This window comes from Microbulbifer sp. NBRC 101763, assembly GCF_040371615.1.
Classification (GTDB): domain Bacteria; phylum Pseudomonadota; class Gammaproteobacteria; order Pseudomonadales; family Cellvibrionaceae; genus Microbulbifer; species Microbulbifer variabilis.
The window spans coordinates 1142174-1166329 of the sequence record NZ_BAABQV010000001.1; the positions used below are offsets into that span (position 1 = coordinate 1142174).

Annotated in this window: 18 protein-coding genes; 6 read left to right on the forward strand and 12 right to left on the reverse strand. The window is 46.7% G+C overall.

Features of this window, described 5'->3' with window-relative positions; all coding sequences use genetic code 11:
- Positions 1 to 733 precede the first annotated feature (733 nt).
- From ABWV76_RS05165 to ABWV76_RS05175, 3 genes are all read left to right on the forward strand, one after another.
- On the forward strand, positions 734 to 2443 hold the full coding sequence (locus ABWV76_RS05165; protein WP_353375427.1) for an alkaline phosphatase D family protein: 1710 nt from the start codon (positions 734 to 736) through the stop codon (positions 2441 to 2443).
- A 242-nt stretch (positions 2444 to 2685) separates the two neighbouring features.
- Complete coding sequence (locus ABWV76_RS05170; RefSeq protein ID WP_353375428.1) at positions 2686 to 4119, forward strand: aldehyde dehydrogenase family protein; 1434 nt, start codon at positions 2686 to 2688, stop codon at positions 4117 to 4119.
- Positions 4120 to 4415: 296 nt separating this feature from the next.
- A complete protein-coding gene (locus ABWV76_RS05175; RefSeq protein ID WP_353375429.1) occupies positions 4416 to 5690 on the forward strand; it encodes a serine hydrolase domain-containing protein in 1275 nt (424 codons plus the stop codon).
- 402 nt (positions 5691 to 6092) lie between these two features.
- Here ABWV76_RS05175 and ABWV76_RS05180 read toward each other — a convergent pair whose 3' ends face one another.
- Positions 6093 to 7100, reverse strand: coding sequence for an aldo/keto reductase (locus tag ABWV76_RS05180; protein WP_282950595.1), 1008 nt, complete (start codon positions 7098 to 7100; stop codon positions 6093 to 6095).
- A gap of 237 nt (positions 7101 to 7337) precedes the next feature.
- On the opposite strand from ABWV76_RS05180, the gene ABWV76_RS05185 reads away from it, so the two are divergent.
- Positions 7338 to 8243: a LysR family transcriptional regulator gene (locus ABWV76_RS05185; RefSeq protein WP_282950594.1), complete on the forward strand. Its 906-nt coding sequence runs from the start codon at positions 7338 to 7340 to the stop codon at positions 8241 to 8243.
- A gap of 205 nt (positions 8244 to 8448) precedes the next feature.
- Here ABWV76_RS05185 and ABWV76_RS05190 read toward each other — a convergent pair whose 3' ends face one another.
- A complete protein-coding gene (locus tag ABWV76_RS05190; protein WP_282950593.1) occupies positions 8449 to 8751 on the reverse strand; it encodes a hypothetical protein in 303 nt (100 codons plus the stop codon).
- A 106-nt stretch (positions 8752 to 8857) separates the two neighbouring features.
- On the opposite strand from ABWV76_RS05190, the gene ABWV76_RS05195 reads away from it, so the two are divergent.
- Positions 8858 to 9763: a LysR family transcriptional regulator gene (locus ABWV76_RS05195; RefSeq protein WP_353375430.1), complete on the forward strand. Its 906-nt coding sequence runs from the start codon at positions 8858 to 8860 to the stop codon at positions 9761 to 9763.
- 54 nt (positions 9764 to 9817) lie between these two features.
- Here the strand turns inward: ABWV76_RS05195 and ABWV76_RS05200 are convergent, their stop codons facing one another.
- The 5 genes from ABWV76_RS05200 to ABWV76_RS05220 all read right to left on the reverse strand — a co-directional run bounded on the left by ABWV76_RS05200 (position 9818) and on the right by ABWV76_RS05220 (position 18327).
- The gene (locus ABWV76_RS05200) at positions 9818 to 11029 is read right to left on the reverse strand and encodes a DUF3179 domain-containing (seleno)protein (RefSeq protein ID WP_353375431.1); all 1212 of its coding nucleotides are present in this window, start codon (positions 11027 to 11029) and stop codon (positions 9818 to 9820) included.
- Positions 11030 to 11430: 401 nt separating this feature from the next.
- Entirely contained in the window at positions 11431 to 12819 is a 1389-nt protein-coding gene (gene dbpA, locus ABWV76_RS05205; RefSeq protein WP_353375432.1) for an ATP-dependent RNA helicase DbpA, read from the reverse strand.
- 252 nt (positions 12820 to 13071) lie between these two features.
- Positions 13072 to 16212 (reverse strand): efflux RND transporter permease subunit, encoded by a 3141-nt coding sequence (locus tag ABWV76_RS05210; RefSeq protein ID WP_353375433.1) that lies wholly within the window; start codon positions 16210 to 16212, stop codon positions 13072 to 13074.
- A complete protein-coding gene (locus ABWV76_RS05215; protein WP_353375434.1) occupies positions 16206 to 17741 on the reverse strand; it encodes an efflux RND transporter periplasmic adaptor subunit in 1536 nt (511 codons plus the stop codon). The genes ABWV76_RS05210 and ABWV76_RS05215 overlap by 7 nt, the downstream gene beginning before the upstream one ends.
- 184 nt (positions 17742 to 17925) lie before the next feature.
- Positions 17926 to 18327: a hypothetical protein gene (locus tag ABWV76_RS05220; RefSeq protein WP_353375435.1), complete on the reverse strand. Its 402-nt coding sequence runs from the start codon at positions 18325 to 18327 to the stop codon at positions 17926 to 17928.
- A gap of 401 nt (positions 18328 to 18728) precedes the next feature.
- Here ABWV76_RS05220 and ABWV76_RS05225 point away from each other — a divergent pair, with 401 nt between their 5' ends.
- Positions 18729 to 19319, forward strand: a complete 591-nt coding sequence (locus tag ABWV76_RS05225) for a hypothetical protein (protein WP_353375436.1) — start codon at positions 18729 to 18731, stop codon at positions 19317 to 19319.
- Positions 19320 to 19402: 83 nt separating this feature from the next.
- Here the strand turns inward: ABWV76_RS05225 and ABWV76_RS05230 are convergent, their stop codons facing one another.
- From ABWV76_RS05230 to ABWV76_RS05250, 5 genes are all read right to left on the reverse strand, one after another.
- Positions 19403 to 20392, reverse strand: a complete 990-nt coding sequence (locus ABWV76_RS05230; protein WP_353375438.1) for an alpha/beta hydrolase — start codon at positions 20390 to 20392, stop codon at positions 19403 to 19405.
- 129 nt (positions 20393 to 20521) lie between these two features.
- Positions 20522 to 21088 carry a DUF1993 domain-containing protein gene (locus tag ABWV76_RS05235; RefSeq protein WP_020415435.1) on the reverse strand — a complete coding sequence of 189 codons (567 nt, stop codon included), beginning with the start codon at positions 21086 to 21088 and terminating at the stop codon, positions 20522 to 20524.
- 88 nt (positions 21089 to 21176) lie between these two features.
- Positions 21177 to 22343 (reverse strand): AMP-binding protein, encoded by a 1167-nt coding sequence (locus ABWV76_RS05240; protein ID WP_353375439.1) that lies wholly within the window; start codon positions 22341 to 22343, stop codon positions 21177 to 21179.
- 23 nt (positions 22344 to 22366) lie between these two features.
- Positions 22367 to 23389, reverse strand: coding sequence for a methyltransferase (locus ABWV76_RS05245; protein ID WP_353375440.1), 1023 nt, complete (start codon positions 23387 to 23389; stop codon positions 22367 to 22369).
- Positions 23390 to 23623: 234 nt separating this feature from the next.
- Positions 23624 to 24037 carry a GNAT family N-acetyltransferase gene (locus ABWV76_RS05250; protein WP_020415438.1) on the reverse strand — a complete coding sequence of 138 codons (414 nt, stop codon included), beginning with the start codon at positions 24035 to 24037 and terminating at the stop codon, positions 23624 to 23626.
- Between the last annotated feature and the right edge of the window lie 119 nt (positions 24038 to 24156).

The following is a 24156-nucleotide window of genomic DNA, read 5'->3' on the forward strand; positions in this document are numbered from 1 at the left end:
CTACCGTTCTCCTTTGAGAGATGGGTTTTTAAAAAACTCTTGGATCTTTTGAGTGTTGACTTATACAGCTCAACTTAATTGCGACCCAAATACCGATAAATATCTACCAATTCTACGGAGCTTTGACATTAAAACAATCTTAATAAAATCCAATAAGATAATTTCCGCGCCTATATTTGTTGCGCTGTCGTTTAGAGTAAATTTTATTTCCCTCTAAAAATTGCGGGCTAAATTGGCTCTTTTCCCTAGCTCCCAGGCTTGAACTCAATAAAGAAAATATCAGTAATACAGCGGCTTGAAACTGTTTCCTTATGTCGATAGAAAGCGTTTGATTGGCTTTGGAGATATGGCCTTCTGAGTGATAACACGCTTAAAATTTATGAGCATACTCTTCAAGGAAGTATCTCAAATCTAATAATATTGATCGATTTTCCTGGTGTTTTATAAGAAAACTATTTGTTTCTCCACGGATTAAAGTGCTTGTTTCCTTTCTGGGAATACCTGTCGTTACCGCATAACTAATGTTAGTGACTGTTTAAGAGGTTTAGTATCTGTAAGCGATTTTCAATTAAGGCCAAATAAATTGACATTACTGTCATTTTATTATTTTCATCTTCGATTATCCGTTTACCTGGACTTTATAGGCCGTCAAATCTTCTTTGTTGGTACGTTCTTCTATAGAATCCGCCCCCTTTCACATTTTGCAACTCATAACTAACAGGAAGTGGGGTTTATGACTGTCTCTCGTCGTACGTTTGTTCAAGGTATGGGGCTTGCACTGCTGACGCCGTTTACCGTTCGCTCTTTGGCTGCCAGCAGCAGTGAAACCTATGCGCGTTTTAATCTCGGTAGTAGCCCATTCAATTCTGAAATCGACAATGACGGCATTGTCTTTGATCTATCCGTTGCCTCTGGAGATCCTAGCCAAACTGGTGTTGTACTTTGGACTCATATCAATCCGGCAGCGTACGTATCTGGCCAAACTCTCTATATTGATGTGGCATTAGATGAAGGCTTTACCCAGCCGATTCTAAGTGCTGAGGTCAGTGCCGATGACATCACCGCCGATCGTGATTACACGGTGAATATTGACCTGGAAGGTTACTTATCACCCAACCAGAGATACTACTACCGCTTTAAGTACGGCAACCTTTGCAGCCGTACTGGTCGTTGTCACACGTTGCCAACTGGCAGCCTGGAAAGTATCAAGATGGCAGTGGTGACCTGTCAGGATTACACCACCGGTTATTACAACGCCTACAGCCACTTGGCGGATGAGGATGTCCACTGCGTGTTGCACCTGGGTGACTTTATCTATGAGTATGCGGAGTATGAAGGCTTCGAAGATTCTATTGTTCACTCCTTAGCCTTGCCTTCCGGTGGATCAGTGGCGATGAACCTGGAAGATTACCGCCATATCTATAAGGAATACCGTAAAGACAAGAACCTGCAGCGCGCAATGGAAATGCACTCGTTTATCATCACCTGGGATGATCACGAAACTGCGGACAATGCCTACTGGGACTACGACCGCGATACCCTGGGCGTACCATCTCACCCATACCAATCCGGGAATAATAACCCGGATCAGTTGCGCCAACTTCGCCGCGATGCCCAGCAGGCCTGGATTGAGTATGTGCCTGCGCGGGTAAAAGTGAATGAGGCAGCCAGCCACGCTTTTGATTACCTGCAGATTTACCGCTCTTTCCAGTTTGGTGACCTGGTCGATCTCTATATGACCGACAGCCGTACCTATCGCACCAAAGAGCCTTGCAAGGACGGCACCGCCTGGGAAAATTACTGGTGCACCGACTATGAAAATGAATCCCAAACCATGCTTGGGAAAACACAGCGCGATTGGCTTATTGATGGCATAGTGAATTCATCTGCACGCTGGAAAGTTTGGGGCAACCAGACCTTGCTAGCGCAACTTGCCGGTACTGCATTGGGTCGCCCCTTGGTGTTTGCCAATTACGATGCCTGGGATGGGTATCAGTGGGAGCGCGAGAAAATTCTCTCCAGCATCAAAGACAGCAGCATCGATAACTTTGTTGTGCTGACTGGCGATCTGCATTCCAGTATTACTTCGTATTTGAAAGTGAACTTCAATAATATTAATAACTGGAATTACGATAACCTAGTGGGTGTTGAGTTGATGACTCCCTCCATCTCCTCGCCAAACATGAACGATACGGTGGAGAAGGGCATTGATGTAGGTAGTGTGTTTACCTCCTTGCTAAACGGTGGAGTGCAGCTAAACAACCCCCATATCAAGGACTTCGTCAGTAACATCTATGGCTATGCGGTAATTGAGTTCAACCACAGTGAGCTGAATTGGACTGTTTATGACATTGATAAAAAGTCTGACAACCCGGCTGCCACAAAGAAAATTTACAAAGAGTTCAATTATGAGCCTGTGGGAATGTGGTTGACTGAAAAGTAACTCTTTCTCTCCAAAGCTTCTTTCCAGAATCACCACTCTTAAGAAGAGTGGTGATTCATTGATATTTACTTCTCATTAGTCCCCCTGCAATTGCCTTTCTTTTGTCGCTTCTAACCTTCACTTGCTATCTCACTGATAAGCATATCTTGGTTGATTAATGGTCGGCCGTAACCTATACACTCGGGAAGCTTATCGCCGGCACTCAGGATGCCTGCCAATCCAAAGCCACCGCTTAAAAGGAAATGATCGTGCTGCAAAAGGCATACCCTTACTATCTAGCTAATGAAGCCGTATTCGCCAATGAGGATCTAGAGGTCACCGATAAGTATTCAGGTGAGGTGGCAACCCGCGTAGCTATGGCGGATGCGAGAACTATAGACAGTGCGATTGATTGGGCGCTTCTAGCTGAGAAGCCTATGGCAAAGCTACCTCCCTATCGCCGCCAGGAGGTACTTAATCACTGTGTTCAGCGCTTTCATGAGCGTTTCGAGGAACTGGCGGAGTCATTGTGCATTGAGGCTGGCAAGCCAATTCATGACTCCCGCGGAGAAGTTACGCGCTTGATCGATACTTTTCGTGTTGCCGCCGAAGAAACCGTACGTATCAATGGCGAGATTATCAACTTGGAGATTTCCAAGAACACCAGGGGCTACCGTGGTTTTGTCAAACGTGTACCGGTGGGCGCGTGCTCCTTTATCTCTCCTTTTAACTTCCCACTCAATCTGGCGGCCCATAAGGTGGCACCGGCCATTGCCTCGGGTTGCCCCTTTGTATTGAAACCGGCGAGCCGAACACCGATAGGCGCACTGATAATCGCAGAAATCCTGGCCGAGACCGACCTGCCCAAAGGGGCTTTTTCTGTGCTGCCCTGCCACCGGGAAGGTGCAGACCTCTTTACCGTGGATGACCGCTTCAAGCTGCTCAGTTTTACAGGTTCGCCCACTGTGGGCTGGGACCTAAAGGCCAGGGCAGGACGTAAGAAGGTGGTGTTGGAGCTGGGTGGCAATGCCGCTTGTGTTATCGATGAAAATACAGACTTAGATGACGCTTTGCAGCGTCTGATCTTTGGTGCCTTCTATCAATCTGGGCAGAGTTGTATTGGCGTACAGCGTATCTATGGGCATAAAAGCCTGTATGAAGAGCTGAAACAGCGCTTAGTGGAGAAGACGCAAAAGCTTAAGAAGGGGGATCCGAAAGACGAAGGGACTTTTATTGGTCCGATGATCTCCGAGGGGGAGGCAAAGAGACTGCACGGATGGGTTGAAGAAGCAATTAATGACGGAGCCACACTTCTGTGTGGCGGTAGCCGTGATGGCGCCATGCTCGATCCAACTCTATTGGAAGGTGTGCCTCACGAATGCTCAATAGTCCAACAGGAAGCCTTTGGCCCTGTAGCAGTACTGGAGCCCTTTGATGATTTCGATGAGGTCCTTGAACGAGTCAACGATAGTGCCTTTGGTTTGCAGGCGGGGATCTTCACCAAAGACTTATATCAAGCACAGAAGGCCTGGGATACCTTGGAAGTAGGGGGCGTTGTTATTGGTGATGTGCCCAGCTGGCGTGTGGACAACATGCCTTATGGCGGGGTAAAGGACTCAGGCCTCGGCCGTGAGGGTGTACGTTGGGCAATCGCCGATATGACAGAAGAGCGTTTGATGGTGGTGCGAACGCCTTAAGAGGGCTCAAACCTATTAACTTTGCGATTCTGAATTTTGAAGATTGTAAATAACCGGGTTTCTCCTTGTAAAAACATTCCCTGAGTGCCTTTGTGCTTCGATAAATACGTTGCTATTGAGTGTGTTTGTCTATTCATGACTAAAAGATTCTTTGATCGATTTGACTATTTCTTTGGCCTGCACCTTATACAGAACAGTTTTATTGTATTTGAAGAAACATATAGGAAATTCACAGTAATTTCAGTAGCTGTAGTTCTCGAAACTGTATTTACTTAAACAAAATTGGAAATATCTCTATGCCAAAAAATCTAAAATCAAGAAGGCGCGGTGGAATATATTTTATGGCCTGGAGTGCAGCTTTGATCTTGGTGGTCGGTTATGTTTCTCCCTCATTTGCCAAAGCCGAGGTAACACTCAATGATTTTTATCGTCCATTCGATCTTTCTGAAATCAATCAGAATAATATGCAAAGTTGGCCTTACTATAGATATACGTCCATGCATTGGGATGAGTATGGTATTTTCGGTACAGTACATATCATGGAGGCAGAAAAACCCGCCAAGCTGGAAGTCGTTAAAGAGCCCTTTAATATAAGTTTGGATATTCGTAAGGGATGGCCTTTCGTTGAGTCTCTAACTGCGACGCAAACCAAAGGTTTCCTGATTATGAAGGATAATCAAATTATTGGAGAGTTTTATGATAATGGGCTAGATCACAATCAAACTCAGCTTTTGCAGTCTTCTTCTAAAACTTACGCAGGGGTCATTATTTCAAAGCTGATTGATGAAGGTAAGATCGACCCCAATCAGTCGATTGAAAGCTATCTACCTGATTTTGCCGGTTCAAAAATTGGCAAAGCCAAAGTCCAAGAAGTACTTGATATGACCTCCGGCCTGCTGCCCGCTACGGATTATCATGTGCCCGGAGGTGAAGCCTTCTTATTTGAGATCGAACAAGGACTAAAGCCAGGCAAACCAACGGGACATCGTAATGCTATCAGGAACGCTAAGGTCCAGAATAAACCGGGTGAGGTATATACTTACAATGATAAAAATACCGATTTACTGGCCATACTAGCAGAGGAAGTTTCAGGGCACCCATTCAACAAGCTTCTTTCGGATCTCTTTAATGACTTTGGAGCAAATAGTTCTGGCTCCATTGCCTTAACGGTTGATGGAACTGCTAGTCCTTCCTATGGTATCAGTACCACCCTGCGCGACTATGCACTTTTTCATCAGTGGATCGCCCAGGGCAAGGCTCCAAAGAGTTTCTATGATTCTGTAAAGAATCTTGACAAAGACCTTCTTGGAAAATCAGAAAGTGGCAAGTCGCTTGCTAATGCACTGGGAACGCCTGTGGCATATGGTTCTCAAGCCTGGTATTTACCAGAATACAATGTCATCTACACTGCGGGTTCCTATGGGCAGTATGGGTTTAGTGATCTCAATAGTGGAATGTCTGTGGTCTTTATGCAGGACTGGGAAGACAATGCTGTACCCCCAAAATTAGTTGAAACAGTGGAACGTGCTAAATTCCTTATTAATCAGCTAGGAAAACAAAATGATTCTTAGCACAAGATTCATGTATGAACAATTCTTCACGCTTCAATTGATAATAATCTTGGAAAGACTGACAGGGCTCGTTGAGAGTATATCTAACTCTATTTTTTTAAGAATAGGTCAGGTTAAAATCAGTACTTCAACTGGACTGCTTAATATTAATTTAAATATAAAGTTATCAGTGTAAATCAAACTGAGATTGTAATTGTTACATTATGTGGTGTTTGTGTTGGTTTGGTTTTAGTGCTTCAGACTTGATCTGACAGTTATCATTTTTCATGTGATGGTCCGCCAGCTCAAGTCTGAATTAATCCAACATAGTGATACGAGATGCAGTCAGGCTATAAGATGAGTCATCCTATCAGTTGCCACACGCGCCTCTTCTCGCTTAGCTATTTATGCTAATCCTTATTCTCAAGTTGGTAGAGGAGCAGATTCATCGACAAGTTTTTCTTGACGTAGTTCTTGCCATAGTGTCTCTGGAATATTGGTTTCGAGAGCCTCAACATCCTCTTTGATCCTGCTAGGTTTACTCGCACCTGGTATAACTGCAGCTATAGCCGGATTAGCCAGAACAAACTGCAATCCAATAGCCTTAGTGCTGACTCCATACCTATCACCAATTGCTTTGATTTTAGAAACTTTCTGAACTATGTGCTTTGGTGCTGGCGCGTACTCAAAATTTGGTCCCCCAACCAAGGCTCCTGAACTATAAGGACCTCCGGCCACGATACTGAGGTCGCGTTCTATCACCTGGGGTATAACTCTCTGAAGAGCTCGAGAATGATCCAACAGGCTGTAGCGGCCAGCTAGTAAGAAGCCATCGGGGCGAGGTTCCTCAAGATCAAGAAGTATCTCAATCGGCTCCACTCGGTTTACTCCCAGGCCCCAGGCTTGAAGTACGCCTTCATCACGCAGTTTATCAAGAGCCCTGAAAGCACCTTTTCTCGCGCTTTCAAATATGCCAAGCCATTCGTCACCATAGAAATCCTGGGCTACATCGTGAACCCATGCAATCTCAATATGATCGGTTTTTAAGCGCTTGAGGCTATCTTCTATCGAGCGCATTGTTGCATCGTATGAATAGTCATTAACTATCTTATTGGGGCGGCCATACTTGAAAATATCACGCTTATCTCCAAGTTCTCTGCCGCCACTATCTTCAACTTCATCCAATATCAAGCGGCCAACTTTGGTGCTGATTACATAGTCTTCGCGTGGGAATCCAGATAGCGCCTCACCCATGCGAATCTCGGCGAGTCCGGCCCCATAGAAAGGGGCATTGTCAAAGTATCTGATGCCGCAATCCCAGGCTGACTCTACAGTTGCCAAGGCCTCAGATTCTGGAATCTGGCGAAACATATTGCCAAGAGGTGCAGTACCAAAACCGAGTTTACTGGGTAAAAGATTTCTCAATTTCACTTTGAACTCCCATCGATCAAATTCATAAATTTTGAAGGTTTTGACTAATTGGCCAGCCTGTTAAGAGTCCCAGACTAACCTGCTACTCCGCTTAACCATGCAATCTGTAAAGCGCTTCTGATTACTAGCACTTGTGCGACAGCAGTCAACGGCAGTGGCTTGAGGGGCTAGTCTGCTCTAGTTGCTTTTGATGAAAAAGCCGTCTATAAGCAATAGACTATTGATTTGGAGTCAACAATGAAGATCACCCTTCAAGAATTACAGGTATTTACCACTGTGGTAGATACGGCTTCGATCACTTCGGCTGCCGATAGGCTAGAGCAGACTGTATCTGGGGTAAGCCGTGCACTCGCCCGCTTGGAGAGTAAACTGGAATCGACATTGCTTCAGCGCACTACACGGCGTTTGAAACTCACTGAAGAAGGGCAGGCTTTCCTTAAATATGCTCGGGATATTCTCATCTCAGTGGAGGAGGCTGAGGAGCAAATGGCGGCTCGTCAAAAGCAACCCTCAGGTCTTCTGCGTATAGACGCTGCCACACCATTTATGCTGCATGTAATAGCACCATTGATAAATAGCTTCCGTGCTAAATTTCCCCAGATAGAGCTGGAGCTAAACAGTAATGAGGGAATAACTGATTTGATAGAGAAGCGAACTGATGTGGCATTTCGTATTGGGAAACTTCAGGACTCAACATTACATGCCCGCTCAATAGGGACTAGCAAAGTCCGAATACTTGCTAGCCCTGGCTATTTACAACAGCATGGTACTCCAGAGAGTGCAGAAGAACTTGGCCAACACGTATTACTTGGTTTTACAAAGCCTGAATCCCTTAACAAATGGCCGCTTTATGAACGAAGCGGAGATAAACTGCAGATTAAGCCAACGATGGCTTCATCTAGTGGGGAAACTTTACGGCACTTAGCCCTCTCAGGTGCAGGGATCGTTTGCTTATCTGATTTTATGACTCAGAGGGATCGTCATGCTGGGCGATTGGTGCAGCTATTCTCAGATCAAACTGTAGAAGTCAAACAATCCATTAATGCAGTTTATTACCGTAACACCGCGCTTTCATTACGAATTACCAGTTTTATCAACCATATTGTTGAAGAACTGGGTAAGCAACCATTTGATAAGGTTTAACCGCAGACATCCTTACTTAACACTCAAATAATCCACGGATTCCCAAAATACATAGTCCACAGGGTATTATCTATAGTTGTTAACAGTAATTAGACTTCTGCTATTGGTGGTTGCTTGTTAGAGTGACATATTGCTACGTTACCGTTGGCGACTATTTTTTGTACGACAAAGATTGGTTTGAAGATTGAGCCATTGGCGTGGCTCATTAAAAGCCAAAATTCAGAATTCCATTATAGTCTGCTAGGTAATTTTGATGACTATGTATGGCGTGTTGAACCAGTCCTCTATTGTCTATTTGATAAATAGCTGCACCACATTGATTACAAAAACCATATTCTTTTACTGGTCCAGACTCAAAAGAGTAAGTATTGAGCCGCTTTGATGGATCTTCAATCATTGCTGGATTTGAAGCCTCAACAAAGCTTATTCCACGACCTGTCTTTGGAGAGATTGAGCTATTGAAAAGTTTGTAATGGATGGCCCCACAGTGACAAGTTAAGTTGTTCATCGATTTATCTCCGGAGTGGATTGGTATGGGTTTAGAGTTTACTATTTGGCAGGTCTCGATAAAGATTATCAGCAGAAAGTCATAATTAGCTTTAAGGAAACAGTCGGTGCGGCGGGAATATGATAAGTACCACTTGATTAGTGTCTTTTGTGCCGTAGTGGATCATGGCTCCCTAAGTAAAGCTGCTAGCCACTTGGGATTATCAGCGCCAACTGTGAGCAAGACTTTGGTACAATTGGAGAAAGTGTTGGGCCAGGTATTGTTGAACCGAACTACCAGAGCACTTTCTCTTACAGAAGCAGGCAGGCTTGTATACCAGAGCGGCCAGAAGATACTCAGTGCATTTACTGACCTGGAAGATCAGGTCGCTGAGGTTGGTAGTCTTGATCGTGGTAAGTTACGCATTACTTTCCCTGAAACCATAGGGAAAACTGTGTTTAGCAAGATCTGCAATGATTTCCAAAAAGAGTACCCTGACTTTAGTCTCGAGTTAATTTTTACTCCCTTTCTCATGGATATGATTGAGGATGATATTGATATAGCCTTTCGCGTATCTGAATCATTACCAGATAGTCAGTTTTTTTCTCTACCACTGCTCAATATATATCCTGTATTCGTGGCATCACCCGAATATTTAGCGAAAAATGGGTGCCCGCATTCAATAGGCGAACTCAGTCAACATAACATGTTGCTGACGAGGCTAAATGGCCTTGAGGATGGATGGTTGATTGATGGGAAATATTACCAATTCAAAGGCAACTTAATTTCCAATGAAACTTACCATACCCGCTCTGCGGCATTGAATGGTAATGGTATAGCTATTTTACCCTCTTATTTCTGTAAGAAAGATATTCAAAGAGGCAGATTAATAGAGTTACTCCCTGAACTGGAAAGAAAAGATAAAACGGTAGGAGCCCTGTACAAAGTGAAACGTAAGGGTTCTAAGAAAATTGATATTTTTTTGAGTTTTGTGGAATCCAAACTGCAAGAGTCAGATGTAACCATGTGTTAAAAATAGTAAGCCTGGTAGTATATTAGACCGATGTTGCTTCTTGTTTAACTGTTATCAGGAGCTGGCTTTCTGAGTGGGTATGCGATTTACATCTGTTTCAGGGAAGAAATTTTGCCAGACAACCCAGTAAGCTTCAGATTTCATCGTTTCAACGCGTTCTAACTTCCCCACGTTACTCTCTCCGCCGAACTGTACATTAGAGATCTGGCTACCATTGTCATTATAATATGCACCAACGCTATCGAGGTCTGAATGGTAAACGATAACAATATCCCGGCCACCGATTTCTACGTTTAATAGTCCACCATGATCCTTAATGAAATCTTTTGTATAAGCTACATAGTCTTCGCCGATATTAACACCGTAAATTTTAGTTTTATTCGGCAACCTATTATCAAATTTCTTAATGGTAGGGAACGCAGGTTCCTCTTTTTTAGCTTGATCTGAGATTGCGTGAGTGAAGATCATATGCATCAGGCGATCGAAGATGGCTAAAAAGGGGTTGTCGGTAAAATTTGGTATTGGGTTCAGAAATATTTTCCCATTGGGAAACGCTTTCTTAAAAGCCCACAACGGCATCCGATAGCTGGGCCATTCGGGCATCCTCGGCCCTTTAGGGCCTGCATCTTCACGGGTGCCCCAAAACTGCTGAATTGGCTGCCCGGTTTTTTTATCCCACATCACCAAATTATTCTCGATCTGGGTCATAACACCTAAATCCAGGGCTTCCCCATCAATTTCGGGTGTGTAGGCAATTCCCATATTGGTCAGGCCACAATAGGTCATTACCACATTTTCACCAGCTAGCCCTTCCTTTGTACCGGCCACATGTGGCCGAAGAATGTGGTCATCAGGGTGACCTCTAGCTTCGCCGTTAGCGTCAATTACTATCAGGCTGGTACCGGGGGATAGGCTCTCTTGGGCCTCAGCTATGGAAAAATAGCGCGCATTATGTTGTTGCGCGCGCATCATAATAGAGGGGTTGATATACCCAGAGTAGAAGGCGAAAGCAGACAGGGCACTGATGATCCAGAAAATGACAACAGAGCCAGCGCCAGAAAACCATAGCGTCAGTGCTGATACCAACCATAATATCCCTGCGGCAGTAGCAATCTTGTGCCTCCGATAGAAGGTCCACATTGTCGCTTTACGAGGAGTTTGCACAATCCACTGGCTAAGATCTGCGAGGTCGCGAAACAGACGTAGGCTTAGATAAAGGCAACCCAGTAATGATAACCAGTGGATACACTGAATAAGAAAGGCCATGGATAAAGTCCCTGACTAAACCTAAACCATCAGAATACCTGGCAGAACACCTCGTCGAAAAACAGGATGACTCTGCCTGACAATCCCTGAATCACTAGGGTAGTAGAGGAGCAGGCATTAAGCGCGGGGCTTTGTGGGCACTGGTGTTCTCGCAGTACCCTGCGATTATGATCGCTCCAGTTGATTGAATGCAATGCCTGGTAAAAAGACCTATCGTGGAGGTGAATTGCATCTTCCTTCGTGAGATTTCCATTGCCAAAATACCTGGGACATCTCCAGCAGCACCAGCGACCGTAGTTTTAGTGCCTGCTACCATCGGTGTAGCAATGCGTTCTTCTACTTATGTTGACTAGTAACGTGCCGCCGGCCTATAAAAGCATCATTCAATTATATTAAATGAATTATCCTCGAATACGCCGCACCCGGAATTTACGCCCCTTCAGCTTTCCGTTTTCAATTTTCTTTAGTGCTTGTGTTGCCACATTGCGTTTAATCGCAATATAAGCCGTCTGATCCAGCACGTTTATCTTGCCAACATCTTTTCCATTTATCGGACGATCGCCGCCGGTCAGCGCACCCAGGATATCGCCGGGGCGAACTTTCTGTTTCTTGCCGCCATCGATCTGCAGGGTAGCCATCGGTGCCTGGAAAGGAGGTTCACTCAATATGCTGGCTGGTGGTGGTGTATCTGGGTCGGATAGCGGATCCTGTGTCAGATCCATGCGTAGCAGTTTGTGGCCCTCCTTCTCCGCAAAAAAGGAGTAAGCGCAACCGCGCTCACCGGCACGGCCGGTTCGTCCGATGCGGTGGGTGTGCACTTCCGGATCTTTGGCGATATGAAAGTTGATAACGGCATCCAGCTTGTCGATATCCAGGCCGCGTGCCGCCACATCGGTAGCTACTAGGATTGAGGCGCTGCCATTGGCGAAACGAATCAGCGTTTCGTTACGTTGGCGCTGTTCCATATCACCATGGAGGGCAAGGACATTAAAACCTGCCTGTTTCAGGTTATCGGCCACCTCATCGGTTTCACGTTTGGTATTACAGAAAACCAGAGTATTGATCGGCCGTTCATTCAGTAGAATACGGCGGGTCATCTCCAGCCGATCGTCGAAACTCTCAGTTCGGTAAAAACGTTGCTCGATTACCTCATCACTGTGCGCAGAATCAACTTTAACCATCACTGGTTTTTGCATCACACGCGCGCTGAGCCGTTCGATTTCATCGGGATAGGTGGCGCTGAATAGTAACGACTGCCGTCCAGTAGGCACCTGCGCCAGAATAGTATCGATAACTTCCTGAAATCCCATATCGAGCATCCGGTCAGCCTCGTCAAAGACCAGCGTATCGACATTCTCAAGGGACAACGTTCCTTTGCGTAAGTGTTCTTCGATACGCCCGGGGGTGCCAACGATGATATGTGCACCATGTGCCAGGGAGCCGATTTGAGGGCCGAAGGGCATGCCGCCGCAGAGAGTGAGAATCTTAATGTTGTGAATTGCCCTCGCCAGTCGGCGCAGTTCATGGGCAACCTGGTCTGCCAGCTCACGTGTCGGACACAGAATCAGCGATTGAACCCGAAACCGGCCGACATTGAGCCGTTGCAGCACCCCCAAACCGAAAGCCGCAGTTTTTCCGGAACCGGTTTTTGCCTGGGCGATAACATCTTTGCCATCCAGCATGATCGGGAGCGTCTTGGCCTGAACCTCGGTCATGGATTTGTAGTTGAGTGACGCCAGGTTTTTCAGCAGGGCGGGGTTTAGGGGGAGGTCGGAAAAAGGTGTGGTCAAGGTAAATCCTGGAGTCGTTAAATGTCAAATAGGCGCATTACACAAGCAGCCAGTAAAGTGAATTTCACTTTCTTAGCATTTGTTGTCGCTGCAATTTTACAGTCTGGGCAATATAAATTTTGTAAGGAATTTTAACAGTTAACCCTGGGGAAACCTATGAATCACCTTTTTCCAGTCTAAGGAACTCCCATCCAGATTACCTTCCTACGAGAGGAGTATTGGGGCACCGCATAAACCCGGTCCCCCAATTTACTAGCGTCGGCTTTGCTTACCTTCGAGAGCCTTCCATTGGTAGAACACTCCGGGCATTACTAACAGCACAAATAGCAGTGTGGTTATGGTGCCGCCCACCATGGGCGCTGCAATCCGTTTCATAACGTCTGCGCCGGTGCCATCGGAAATCATCACTGGTATCAATGAAATTAACAGTGTCAGGCTGGTCATTAGCATCGGGCGAATACGTCCAGCTGCTGCTTGGGCAACAGTCGCAGTATTGCCGCGCTCAGAGTTATTTCCGGCGGCAGATAAGTAGTGCAGCATTAATAACCCCATCTCAGCGGCGAGACCAGCCATGGCAATCATGCCGACCCATACAGCAACGCTCAGTTTGTAGTCGAGCAGGTATAGCAGCCAGAAGGCGCCGATCAGTGCCATTGGCATGGCAGTGAGCACAAACAGGGTGTCGGACAGCCGGCCGCGATGCAGGTATAAAAGGAAGCATACAGCCAACAAAGTCAGGGGTACCAACCATTGCAGGCGGGACTTGGCGCGCTCCAGGTATTGGTATTGGCCGGCCCAGGCGATACGTTGGCCTGGAACCAAGTTAACCTGGTCGGCGACAACCTGCTTTGCGCGATTGACATAATCTGCGACGCCGATATCGCTTTTCAGGTCGACAAAAACCAAGCCAACTAGTTGCCCATCCTCATTGCGAATCATGGGTGGGCCGGTTCGGAAATCCAAATCAGCCAGTTGGTTCAGGGGCACCTGGGAGCCATCAGAGGCGGGGACCAGGATTTGTTCCAGCTGTTCGGGAGTATCCCGATAGTCGCGGGCATAGCGCACCAGTACATCGTAACGTTCGCGGCCTTCAATGGTTTGGGTTGCGGCCAGGCCGCCCGCTGCTGCGGCAATCACATCCTCGATATCCTGCACATTTAGGCCGTGGCGGGACGCCCGCGCGCGATCAATATCAAAGTCCAGGAAGTATCCGCCGGTTAGGCGCTCGGCGAAAACACTACGGGTTTGTTCCGCAGTGCGCTGGTCGCTGCGCAAAGCCTCTTCGATGGCCAAAGCAGTCTGCTCAATTTCCTCCAGGTTATCTCCAAAGACTTTAATCCCCAGCTGGCTGCGAATCCCTGTGGCGAGCATTTCAGTACGGGTTTGGATTGGCATCCACCAAATATTGGGCATACCGGGGTAGCGCAGCTTTTCATCCATTTCCGCCAGCAGCTGGTCCCAGGTCATACCGGGGCGCCATTCATTCTTGGGTTTTAGGGTAATCACTGTCTCCACCATGGATAGTGGTGCAGAGTCAGTAGCACTATTGGAGCGGCCAATTTTGCCAAAGACACGCTCGACTTCCGGAAAGGTTTTCAGTTCTTCATCCATTTGCTGCAAAACTTTTCCCGCTTCGGTAACGGACATTCCGGGTAGCGCGGTAGGCATATACAGGATACTGCCTTCATTGAGCGGTGGCATAAATTCACCGCTCAACTTGCTGATGGGGTAGGTCACGGAAACCAGAGCTAATACTGCGAGAGTGGCTACAACTTTGCGTTGCCGTACGCAGAAGTGAATCACTGGCTGCAGTGTATGAACTAAGGCGCGGGAAATTGGGTTTTCCCTGGTGCGAATTTTCCCGCGCATTAGCAGTACAGCGAGGGCTGGAATCAAGGTGATTGCCAATAGGGCGGCGAAAGCCATGCTGTAGGTTTTGGTATAGGCGAGGGGTTTGAATAATCGGCCCTCGGTAGCTTCCAGTGCGAATACCGGCAGGAAAGAAACCGTAATAATAATCAGGGAGAAGAAAATACTCGGTCCGACTTCCTGCATTGCCCGAACGATTAGCGTTCTTTTCTCGCCCGGAGACAACTCCTTATCGCCATCGGCTGCCAGCTTTTTGTGGATGTTATCCACCATTACCACTGCCGCATCCACCATGGCACCGATGGCTACGGCAATACCTCCCAGAGACATAATGTTGGCGGTAAGCCCTTGTAGGGACAGTGGAATAAAGGCCAGTAAAACAGCAATCGGTAGAGTGATTACAGCTATCAATGCGGAGCGGGCGTGGAGCAGGAAAATAGCGATCACGGCGGCGACCACTAGCATCTCTTCAATCAAGGTGTTTTTGAGATTGTCGATCGCGCTATTAATCAATTGTGAGCGATCGTAGGTTACTACCAGCTCAACGCCTTCTGGTAGGCCTGCACGGATTTGCTCGATACGCTCTTTAACTCTCTCAATAACCTTTAGGGCATTTTCACCGTAGCGCATCACTACGATGCCACCTACGGTCTGGCCCTCGCCGTCCAGTTCGGCAATGCCGCGCTGCATTGCGGGCCCCAGGGTAATATCCGCTACTTGATCCAAGGTTACCGGAATCTTTGCCGCATTGACCCCGATCACTACCTCTTTGAGATCATCGATGCTGCGGATATAGCCGCGCCCTCGCACCATGTGCTCGTGGCCTGCGATCTCCAATACCCGCCCTCCGGTATCGTTGTTACTGCGGCGAATAGCTTCGACCACTTTGCCAAGTGGGACCTTGAACATCTGCAAGCGATGGGGGTCGATTTGGACCTGGTACTCCTTTTCGTAGCCGCCAATCGAGGCGACCTCGGCAACGCCCTCGACAGAAGTGAGCCAATAGCGCAATTTGAAATCCTGCAGCGCGCGTAGCTCTTGCAGGTCGTTGTTACCGCTTCGATCAACCAGTGCGTACTGGAACACCCAGCCGACTCCAGTGGCATCGGGGCCTAGAGTAGGCTGAACATCCTCTGGGAGTTGGTCGGCTACCTGGTTGAGGTACTCCAGAACCCGTGAACGGGCCCAGTAAATATCCGTGCCATCTTCAAAGATGGCATAGACAAAACTGAGACCGAAAAAGCTCTGGCCCCGCACATATTTGACCTTGGGCAGCCCTAGCATTGCGGTGGAAAGCGGGTAGGTGATTTGATCCTCCACCAGATCCGGGCTGCGACCTGGCCAGTCTGTCATCACAATCACCTGGGCGTCAGACAGGTCCGGAATAGCATCCAGGGGAACACTGGTTAGCGCCCGATATCCGGCCAGGGCGGCGATAGCAACAAGCATCAGAGTGATCCCGGGCTTACCGGCACAGGCCCCAATAATTCGGGCAATCAGCCCTTTGGGTTCGGAATTTACCATTGTTGTACCCCTGATTTGAGGCGGCTTTCTGCCGCGATCAGGAATACCCCAGAGGTGACAATTTTATCCCCAGCCTGGAGGCCAGAACGAATCACAATTCGTTCGCTGTCACCGTAACCAGTGCGTACCTGTACGGGCTCCAGACGGCCCTGGCCCAGGTCCCGAAAGACGATACGCTTCTTACCGGAAATCAGCACTGAATCCCTGGGTACCACCAGGAGATTTCCCAGCTCGGCACTCAACATGATGTCCGCAAACAGCCCTGGCCGAAGTTCACCGTCGGTATTGGGCAGGGTCACACGTAACCGTGCACTGCGGTTGCTGTGATTCAGGAAAGGGTCAATCTGGGTGAGAGTGGCTGGGATTTCTTCATGGTAGACGTTGGTTAGACGCACCTTGGCCGGCATCCCTTTTTCTATCAGCGGCAGCTGATCTTCGTAGGCGTGGGCTTCGATCCAAACCTGGCTGAGGTCGGCAATACGAAGGAGGTTGTCCCCCTTTTTGAATGCAGAACCCGCAACGATGTTCCTCTCAATAATGACACCACCGGCAGGTGCGAAGATCGGGATATAGTCCTGAGCTTTTTGCTGTTCAACCAGCCAGTCGATTTGCTCTTCTGATAGTCCCCACAGAAGCAGGCGCCTTCGCGCCGCTTTCTCCAAGGCATCGCCACGGCGGCGCGCTTTCAGATATTCATCCTGGACGGCGAGTAGCTCCGGGCTGTAAACAGAGAACAGTACTTCGCCACGCTCAACCTGCTTGCCTTCAAAATCCGCATCCAACTCACCAATCCAGCCGTCGAAGCGCAGGCTGATATCCCGCAAACGGGTTTCGTCATAGGTCACCTGGCCGTGCAGGTGGATGGGTAGGGTGAAAGGCTGTCGTTCGACGATGCCGGTTTTGATGCCAATAGCTTGGCGCCGACCGCTATCTACCACGATGCTGCCACTTTTGAGTTCATCGTGGCTAACTGGCTGCAGGTCCATACCGCAGATGGGGCAGGTACCGGGCTCTGCAGCGCGCACAGAAGGATGCATGGCACATGTGTAATAAGCAGTATCGGAGGCTTCCGGTGCTGACTTTAAGCGCAAGCCTTTGCGATTGGTGCTCATGTCAAAGGCCAGGTCTACATGGCGATCGTGGCCAGTTGCCACATCAACCACCATGGGCCAAGAGCCTACCATGGCTAGCTCTATCTCCCCTGAGAATACTCCGGGGCTGGTTTCATAGACTTCGGCTTGAGCACGCATTGCCGGCATGGCTCCCATGGCAGGCATCTCAGCCACTGCGCGGACTTCAGCGCCTGTAACTGGCCGGTTTTCCATATCTCTCACTTCAATACGAATCTGGTTCTTGCCAGCGCGAGGCTGCAGTGGGTCCACGGATACCGCAATCCGGAAAGGGCCAGCAGGAATAAACTCCACACTGTCGGATACAACCAATCCGGCTGTTTTCTTCCAATAGAAAGCGGTACCGACCGCCAGAAATACAGCGAAAGCAACTAAGCCCAGCATTTTTGAGCGGCTCATAACACACCTCCAGAAAAGGAAGTGATGAGCATTTGGGCGCCAAAGGCACCGACCATTTCTTTGCTACTGGGGGTAGCAATGGCTTGTTGGGAAATCAAAGGGTTCACTCCTGGAACAATCTTTCTGAAGCCCGTCAGCAACAATGAGGCTGCGGGATATTTCGCACATCAGAGAGAGGGAGTGATCAGATACGCAAGCGCAGAGTTTCAAGCCAGGTACGATTACCTGGAGAGGCATGAGAAGAAAGGGGTTCGAAGTCAGGTGATTCCGCTGGCGGAGCCAAAATCTGGGGCCACCGATAGGATGGCGGAGGTGCTAACTGGGGTAACTCAAGGTGCAGGAAGGCGGCAGTGAGAGCGACTTCATGGTCATCTAATGAGGTCTTGAGGGAGACCTGGGTATCATACTCGCAGCAATCTTCATCTGATTGAGAGCCTTTGGCCAAGTGGTCACAACAGCATTCTGCTGCCGGCTCCGGGCTATCCATCATTTCGCAAGCGAGCACGGTCTGCACCTGGAACATCAGCAGGAGCAGGGCCGCCATTGCAACTAGCTTGGCGCGGAATGTGGATGGGTAGCTCTTCATTACCTATAAATCATACAACAAGGACAGTCTGTTCGACAAAGGCGAGATAATCGAGCCCATTTTGTAACTCTAGGGCCTATGACACTAAGTAAAGGAAACGGTAGTGCGCATCCCGTTAGGGTAAATGGTTCTGCCGAGGGCTCAAGGAGCTGTAATGACTCTCGTCAATTTTGTAGAGATCCCTCTTAGACTGCTTTCGATTGGGCTGTAAAAAGCCCAAGGAGCCGATATCGACTGGTTAAAGCCAATCTCAAAACGATATGAAGGAAAAAGGATTTGCAGAGGCGAAAAATTAGGTACTCTTCAAACGCCGGTCAGGGCTTCTAGCTTCCCGCATTGAGGCACTTGGGTTTTTCATTCTTGATTATACTTACCTATGATTGATAACTCGCTTATTGATCATGTGGCAAGGCCTTGATTTTGTGGTAGTAACAATGGCTGGAAGATGGATCTTAACTTGTCTTGTCGCATTTCTCTTTTCACTGCCCGCCCTATCTGAAGACTTTGTGACCGAACCACAAAACTACAGTCCAATCGCGAAAATGACTGATCTTTGGCTGAGGGGTGAAATATCCAGAAGGCAGATCAGGGAATTGGCCCTACGAGGGCGATATGTAAACAACTCCGAAGCCAACAATGCCTATGTATCCTTTTATCTTGATAATATGCAGATAGTGGCTCGCGGAACTTCTGTGTCTGGGCGCTCTGCGCAAATCAATATTCAAGTTAATGAATCCAAATTTGACCTGGATTATGATCTTGTATCAATGCACTTACTCATAAACGGACATGGTAGTGGCCTATCCAACGAACAAAAGTTCCTCTTGATCGTTATGAGTTACCGGCTGGCGGCGGAAGGGTGGAGCAAATCTTTGGGAGTAGATCAGATGGAAAAAAGCCTTATCTACCGCACACTGAATTATCTTTCCAAAATGCCGACAGACTACAAAATGTGGGGTATGGCTAAGGAGATCCAATATCCATTGCATTAAAGTACAATTCTTATGCTCCCAATAAAAATTTCAATGGGGCAATTGTTGATTCAATGACTTTAGAAAGTATGCTGGCCCTAAAGTTAATATGCGCTATTTGTATTGAGCCACTTGATAACTGCATTATGCTCGTTCTGTCCTATTGTAGTCATACTCAAGTGATTCCTATTGTGAACTTGGATTAACTCGAGATTTTTTTTATTTAGGCCCTGATAGTTGCTGTAAGGAGAAATACGATCTGAATCTGAGGATATTAGAAGCACAGGGACCTTTGAGGACTTTATAAGAGGTAATATGTTTGTTTGATCCAGGTCAATATTCGATTTTTTCAGAGCTAAGGTAGCACTTTTACGAATGTCTTTCTCTGGGATAATTCTGCTAAGCAATGGGTGACTAACCCTCGCGTAATTATATAAGGCCTGATCAAATTGGAGCATTGGCGCTAATAAAATAGCCCCACTGATATCTACTCTCATATTAGAGATGTATGCAGCTGTTAATGCACCCATTGAACTCCCGACAATATATATATCTTCATCCTTGATTACTCCTTCTTCGATCAGTTTATCGAAAAGGGAGTTAATATACCTACTATCATCAACCCCATATTTTTTGTTACCACTTGAGTCACCATGGCCGAGAAGATCTGGGACAACAACCTGGAATCCAAGAAAGCGAAAATATAGTGCTGAATTCAGCATGAACTCCTTGGAAGCACGAAACCCATGTAATAAAAATACAGTGCCAGAAAATGTCTTTTCTAAAGAATCCCTATTTAAATTAAGGTTTACAATACTTTCATTGCCATCTGCCTCAAACTTGACAGAGTATTGAAGTTTTTGTTTGTTTAAAGGTGGTCCATAATAATAGCTGATGCAAACATCTTTTTTTGCTGGGCAATACCTCTCCTTATTGAAACCTAAATCTTCAATTTTCTCTGTGGTGATTATTTCAGTAAAAGGAAAGCTCTCTGAGTTTTCTATAAGGCTGGCAATTCTCTGAGAGCAGGCAATAAGGGCCGGGCATAATATGATGGCGGCGAATAGTATATTTAAATTAATTCTAAATTTCATTGTTATACTATTTTATATTTTCCTATTGACGATTTGGGTGTTTAATTTTGGTCTGTAAGTTAAGCAATTCTTTTGTGAAAAAGTGTGAGGTATACAGGAGTTTCTGATAAATGCTTGAATAGTTATATATTAATCGTGTTCAGGATGGTAGATCCTAAGATAAGTAAATGCATGCTGGACATAGTCCGCTTTTCCAAGATCAATCTTCTGCGCCCTTAAAATGGCATATGCTGTATTAAGATGAAAATAGAATTGGGGAAGGGCCCAATCTCTCGCATATTGCTCGCCTGTCATATCGAAAGTCATTCCATTTGGAAGCTCTAATTCGATCATTTGATCAGTACACATATCAAGCGCACCGGGTTCAAGACTGCGCAGAACTGTTAGTGCTTCGTTGATTCGCGTGCAAGCTTCTGAAATAGAACCTGGTTGAGCCCCTGCGTTCTGACCTTCGCGTGCTAAGTGGTCTAAATGGTCGGGAAAAAGCTCTCTTCTCAAGCGAAATTGGGCCTCTTGAGCTTGCAGGCACGCAAAGCGTATTTGGGATGAAAGAGGGTACATATCCGGTGTGAGTCTGGCAGACAGCAACTCTTGAGCCTCTTTTTCAGGGAGCTGCTTACAGGCCTTATCCAGCCAGCTCGATAAAGCCTGTAACATTTGTATATATGTGGGTATAAGGAGGCTTGATAGTGACATGGTCATTTTCCTTTTACATTAAGGGTAGCTCCTTATCAATTAAACACAGCACTCACCCCCCTACATTGAGCACTAAAACCAGAGAGGTCTATTTATTGCTATCACTTATATGAACGATGGGAGGCACTTTGTTAGTCCTTTTGACTCTCCTCAGCCTTTCAACTTGCTTTACGATAAAGGCTCCAGGGTATTGCTGTGCAACCGATGCCAGGTTGTGAATCCTTGTCAACACTCGATTACGAATCACTTCGGGATCGGCGCTGCCGGTAAATATCAATGTAAGCTCGCTTGCAGATTTACGTGTTTCCCCATTTTGGGTGAGAACCAGCTGGGCCTCCTCCACGTCATGCTCCCTTGTAGCGATATCAAGTATGTGCCCAACACTTAATAGTGCACTACATAGGCTCACATCATCGTCTGCACGCCCCTCAACCAGTAACGCTCTTGGGCGGCCACACCGACAAGCGGTTTGCTGTATTAAATCTCCTAAGCGATAGCGTATTAATGGCACCGTCCAGTCGTTACCTATCCGGGTGAGTAATGCACCCTGCTCGCTCGGCTCAATGAGCTGTCCTTCAAGCAAATGATACTTTTCCAAGTCACATTTTGGCGTGTTTATTGCAATACTATTGGTTTCCACGGAGCCGTAATCACACCAGAAGCCAGCGTTTGGAAACACGCTTTGTACAGTATCGTATTTGGCTTTCGTCCAGGGTTCAGCCATCCAAATGATCGTATGGATAGGGAGATTACCGCCTGAGTTTTTTAGCCCCTGGGCGAAGTCGGCGAGGCCTGTAGGTGCGCCAGCTAGTGTATTTACGCCAACATCTTGTAATACTTCTAACCAGGCTGTGAGTTCCGATGGGATAAATGGGCCCGTGGGTGCGCTTACTGACTGGCTTTTCTCGGCAAGGGTCTGGATAAAATAGTGGGCTCCCCACAAGCGGCCGGGATTGAAGAGGTTTAGTACTACGCTGTCTGGCCCAAGAGGTCTCCATTCCCTTAGGAGTCTCGCAGTAGCTTGGTGATAGGGAGTGTAAGTAAGTTTGGGTTTTCCGGTCGTACCTCCACTAGACATCAAGATTGCGCCGGCCGTAATTGCATTCGCTTTTGATACCTGGAGAATTTCTTCGGGGCCGCTGATGTGAAGGTCTTCAATTTTTGAGGCGGAATCAGGCACAGTCAAAGCGCCAAGCCGGGAAAGTTTTTGAGCCTGTGATAAGACTTCTTGCCAGTCTAAATGCCCAATGGACATTAGAATCTCTCCCATTGTTTAAGTTACGGCTTTATAGCTGAGACTACGGCAAAATACCCAAGTGCTTTATGACATTGAGGGTTCTCAAATCCTGCTTGATTAAGTAACTGGAATAGTTCCTCTAAAGAGAGGAGTTGCGCTCCATGATTCATGAAAAGATGAAAACTAAATAAAACTGGAGTAAGTTTGGTTATATTAAAGAGCATGTCATGAATAAGGACACTACCGCCTTTTGGCAAGGCCGCGTAAGCCTTACTCAATAGCTCTATGCTGGTGTCTGGTTTCCAATCGTGCAGCACATTGCTAAAACAGACCCCATCGCAACCAGTTGGCCAATCTTGCTTGAAGAAATCTCCCTCTACTATGCTTATCTGCTTCTTCTTAGCAAACTTGTCTACATATTCTTTGGTTGTCATACAGACAGTAGCAAGATCAAAAAGAAGAGCATTGCGTTCCGGATATGCATCACAAAATGCCAATGCGATAGTGCCTGACCCAGCACCAGCATCGAGTAAGGTTTGAATATTGCTAAAGGCACCATTCTGAACCGCTGAAACAGCTGAGGCAAAACCTTGTGAGTGCATCAGGTGGGTGAAAGCCGCCGCTGAATCACCATCCATTTCATCATGTCGCCACATATCTGTTACAGAGCGACCCCTGCATTCAAGCTTGTATTCATGTTTCAGGCTGGTGAGAATCTTTTTATTAAGATGGTTTACATTATAAATATTGAACGGATCCAGGAGAACTTCTCCCCAGTAGTACTGGCTATTCCTATCCAGATACTGCTTGGCGAGTTCCGTATTTTTTAATTGATTGCGTGTAACATTGATATACCCTAAGTGTTGAAGCAGCAAGATAAACAGGTAGATTCCTTTACGGCTTAATTGCAGTTTGTTGCTCAGCTTCTCGCAGGTATCAAAGCCACCGTCAATAAGCCCAGTTATATCAAGCTGAGCTGAGACCATCAGGCAGGCAAAGGTGTAATTACCCATTAAGAGGTCCCACATTGGGGCATCTGATGTTGTAGGCGCTTTTATTTGCATCAGGCTATCCTTTTTGTCAGTAGGTGCCCAAATTCACAAGATAAATTAGCCTAAACAGCTGAAACTTTCAGTGAAGTTATCTCAATTAGCTGTCTCCAGCTGAAGATAGGGATCATTTGATTAATTTTCCGTCAATGACAGTCAATAGGGCGACCGCTCCTTGATACTTATCCTTGTGTTCAAGTTTGAGTGAATCTGGGATGGCACTATGCCAGCCCTCTTTATTTGCTCAGACTACAGCTCCTTGACCATAAAGTACTTACATCCTTCTTTAGGGTATCCCTCTTGAACCCACTTAACTTCATAGCCCTGATTTTTATAGAATGGCATGGCCTGGAAGTTCAAAGTATCTAGTAAGCATTTTTTACAACCACGTTGTTTACCGGATATCTCAATTTTGCTCAATAGTTGGCTACCAATATTTTGCCCCCTTAGCTCTTCAGATACCCACAAAGTGTCTAGTAATAGCCAATCACCGAATGACCTTGCGGCTGCTCCGGCTATCACTTCACCAGAGGCATTTCTAATCTGAACAGCAAGGGGAAGCCTTTCTTTAACTTCCCAGTTTCTCCAGTTGAATTCATCAAGTTTTTTATCCAGAAAGTCGATTAATTCTTGTGCTGGGTTTTCAAGTACTTCTATATCCATTGTGATTGCCTTCCGGGCCAGAGTATAAGTTGAAAAAATTTTAGTTAATCTTTTCCGTATTTAATAAAGTTTGCTCTAAAAAATCAATCTTGATTTTGACTGCACCTGAAAGGAATACT

Excerpts from the sequence above, each read along its gene's own strand:
- ABWV76_RS05165 (WP_353375427.1), top strand. The coding sequence starts at position 734 with ATGACTGTCTCTCGTCGTACGTTTGTTCAAGGTATGGGGCTTGCACTG.
- ABWV76_RS05170 (WP_353375428.1), top strand. The coding sequence starts at position 2,686 with ATGATCGTGCTGCAAAAGGCATACCCTTACTATCTAGCTAATGAAGCC.
- ABWV76_RS05175 (WP_353375429.1), top strand. The coding sequence starts at position 4,416 with ATGCCAAAAAATCTAAAATCAAGAAGGCGCGGTGGAATATATTTTATG.
- ABWV76_RS05185 (WP_282950594.1), top strand. The coding sequence starts at position 7,338 with ATGAAGATCACCCTTCAAGAATTACAGGTATTTACCACTGTGGTAGAT.
- ABWV76_RS05190 (WP_282950593.1), bottom strand. The coding sequence starts at position 8,751 with ATGAACAACTTAACTTGTCACTGTGGGGCCATCCATTACAAACTTTTC.
- ABWV76_RS05200 (WP_353375431.1), bottom strand. The coding sequence starts at position 11,029 with ATGGCCTTTCTTATTCAGTGTATCCACTGGTTATCATTACTGGGTTGC.
- ABWV76_RS05210 (WP_353375433.1), bottom strand. The coding sequence starts at position 16,212 with ATGGTAAATTCCGAACCCAAAGGGCTGATTGCCCGAATTATTGGGGCC.
- ABWV76_RS05215 (WP_353375434.1), bottom strand. The coding sequence starts at position 17,741 with ATGAGCCGCTCAAAAATGCTGGGCTTAGTTGCTTTCGCTGTATTTCTG.
- ABWV76_RS05220 (WP_353375435.1), bottom strand. The coding sequence starts at position 18,327 with ATGAAGAGCTACCCATCCACATTCCGCGCCAAGCTAGTTGCAATGGCG.
- ABWV76_RS05225 (WP_353375436.1), top strand. The coding sequence starts at position 18,729 with ATGTGGCAAGGCCTTGATTTTGTGGTAGTAACAATGGCTGGAAGATGG.
- ABWV76_RS05230 (WP_353375438.1), bottom strand. The coding sequence starts at position 20,392 with ATGAAATTTAGAATTAATTTAAATATACTATTCGCCGCCATCATATTA.
- ABWV76_RS05235 (WP_020415435.1), bottom strand. The coding sequence starts at position 21,088 with ATGTCACTATCAAGCCTCCTTATACCCACATATATACAAATGTTACAG.
- ABWV76_RS05240 (WP_353375439.1), bottom strand. The coding sequence starts at position 22,343 with ATGTCCATTGGGCATTTAGACTGGCAAGAAGTCTTATCACAGGCTCAA.
- ABWV76_RS05245 (WP_353375440.1), bottom strand. The coding sequence starts at position 23,389 with ATGCAAATAAAAGCGCCTACAACATCAGATGCCCCAATGTGGGACCTC.
- ABWV76_RS05250 (WP_020415438.1), bottom strand. The coding sequence starts at position 24,037 with ATGGATATAGAAGTACTTGAAAACCCAGCACAAGAATTAATCGACTTT.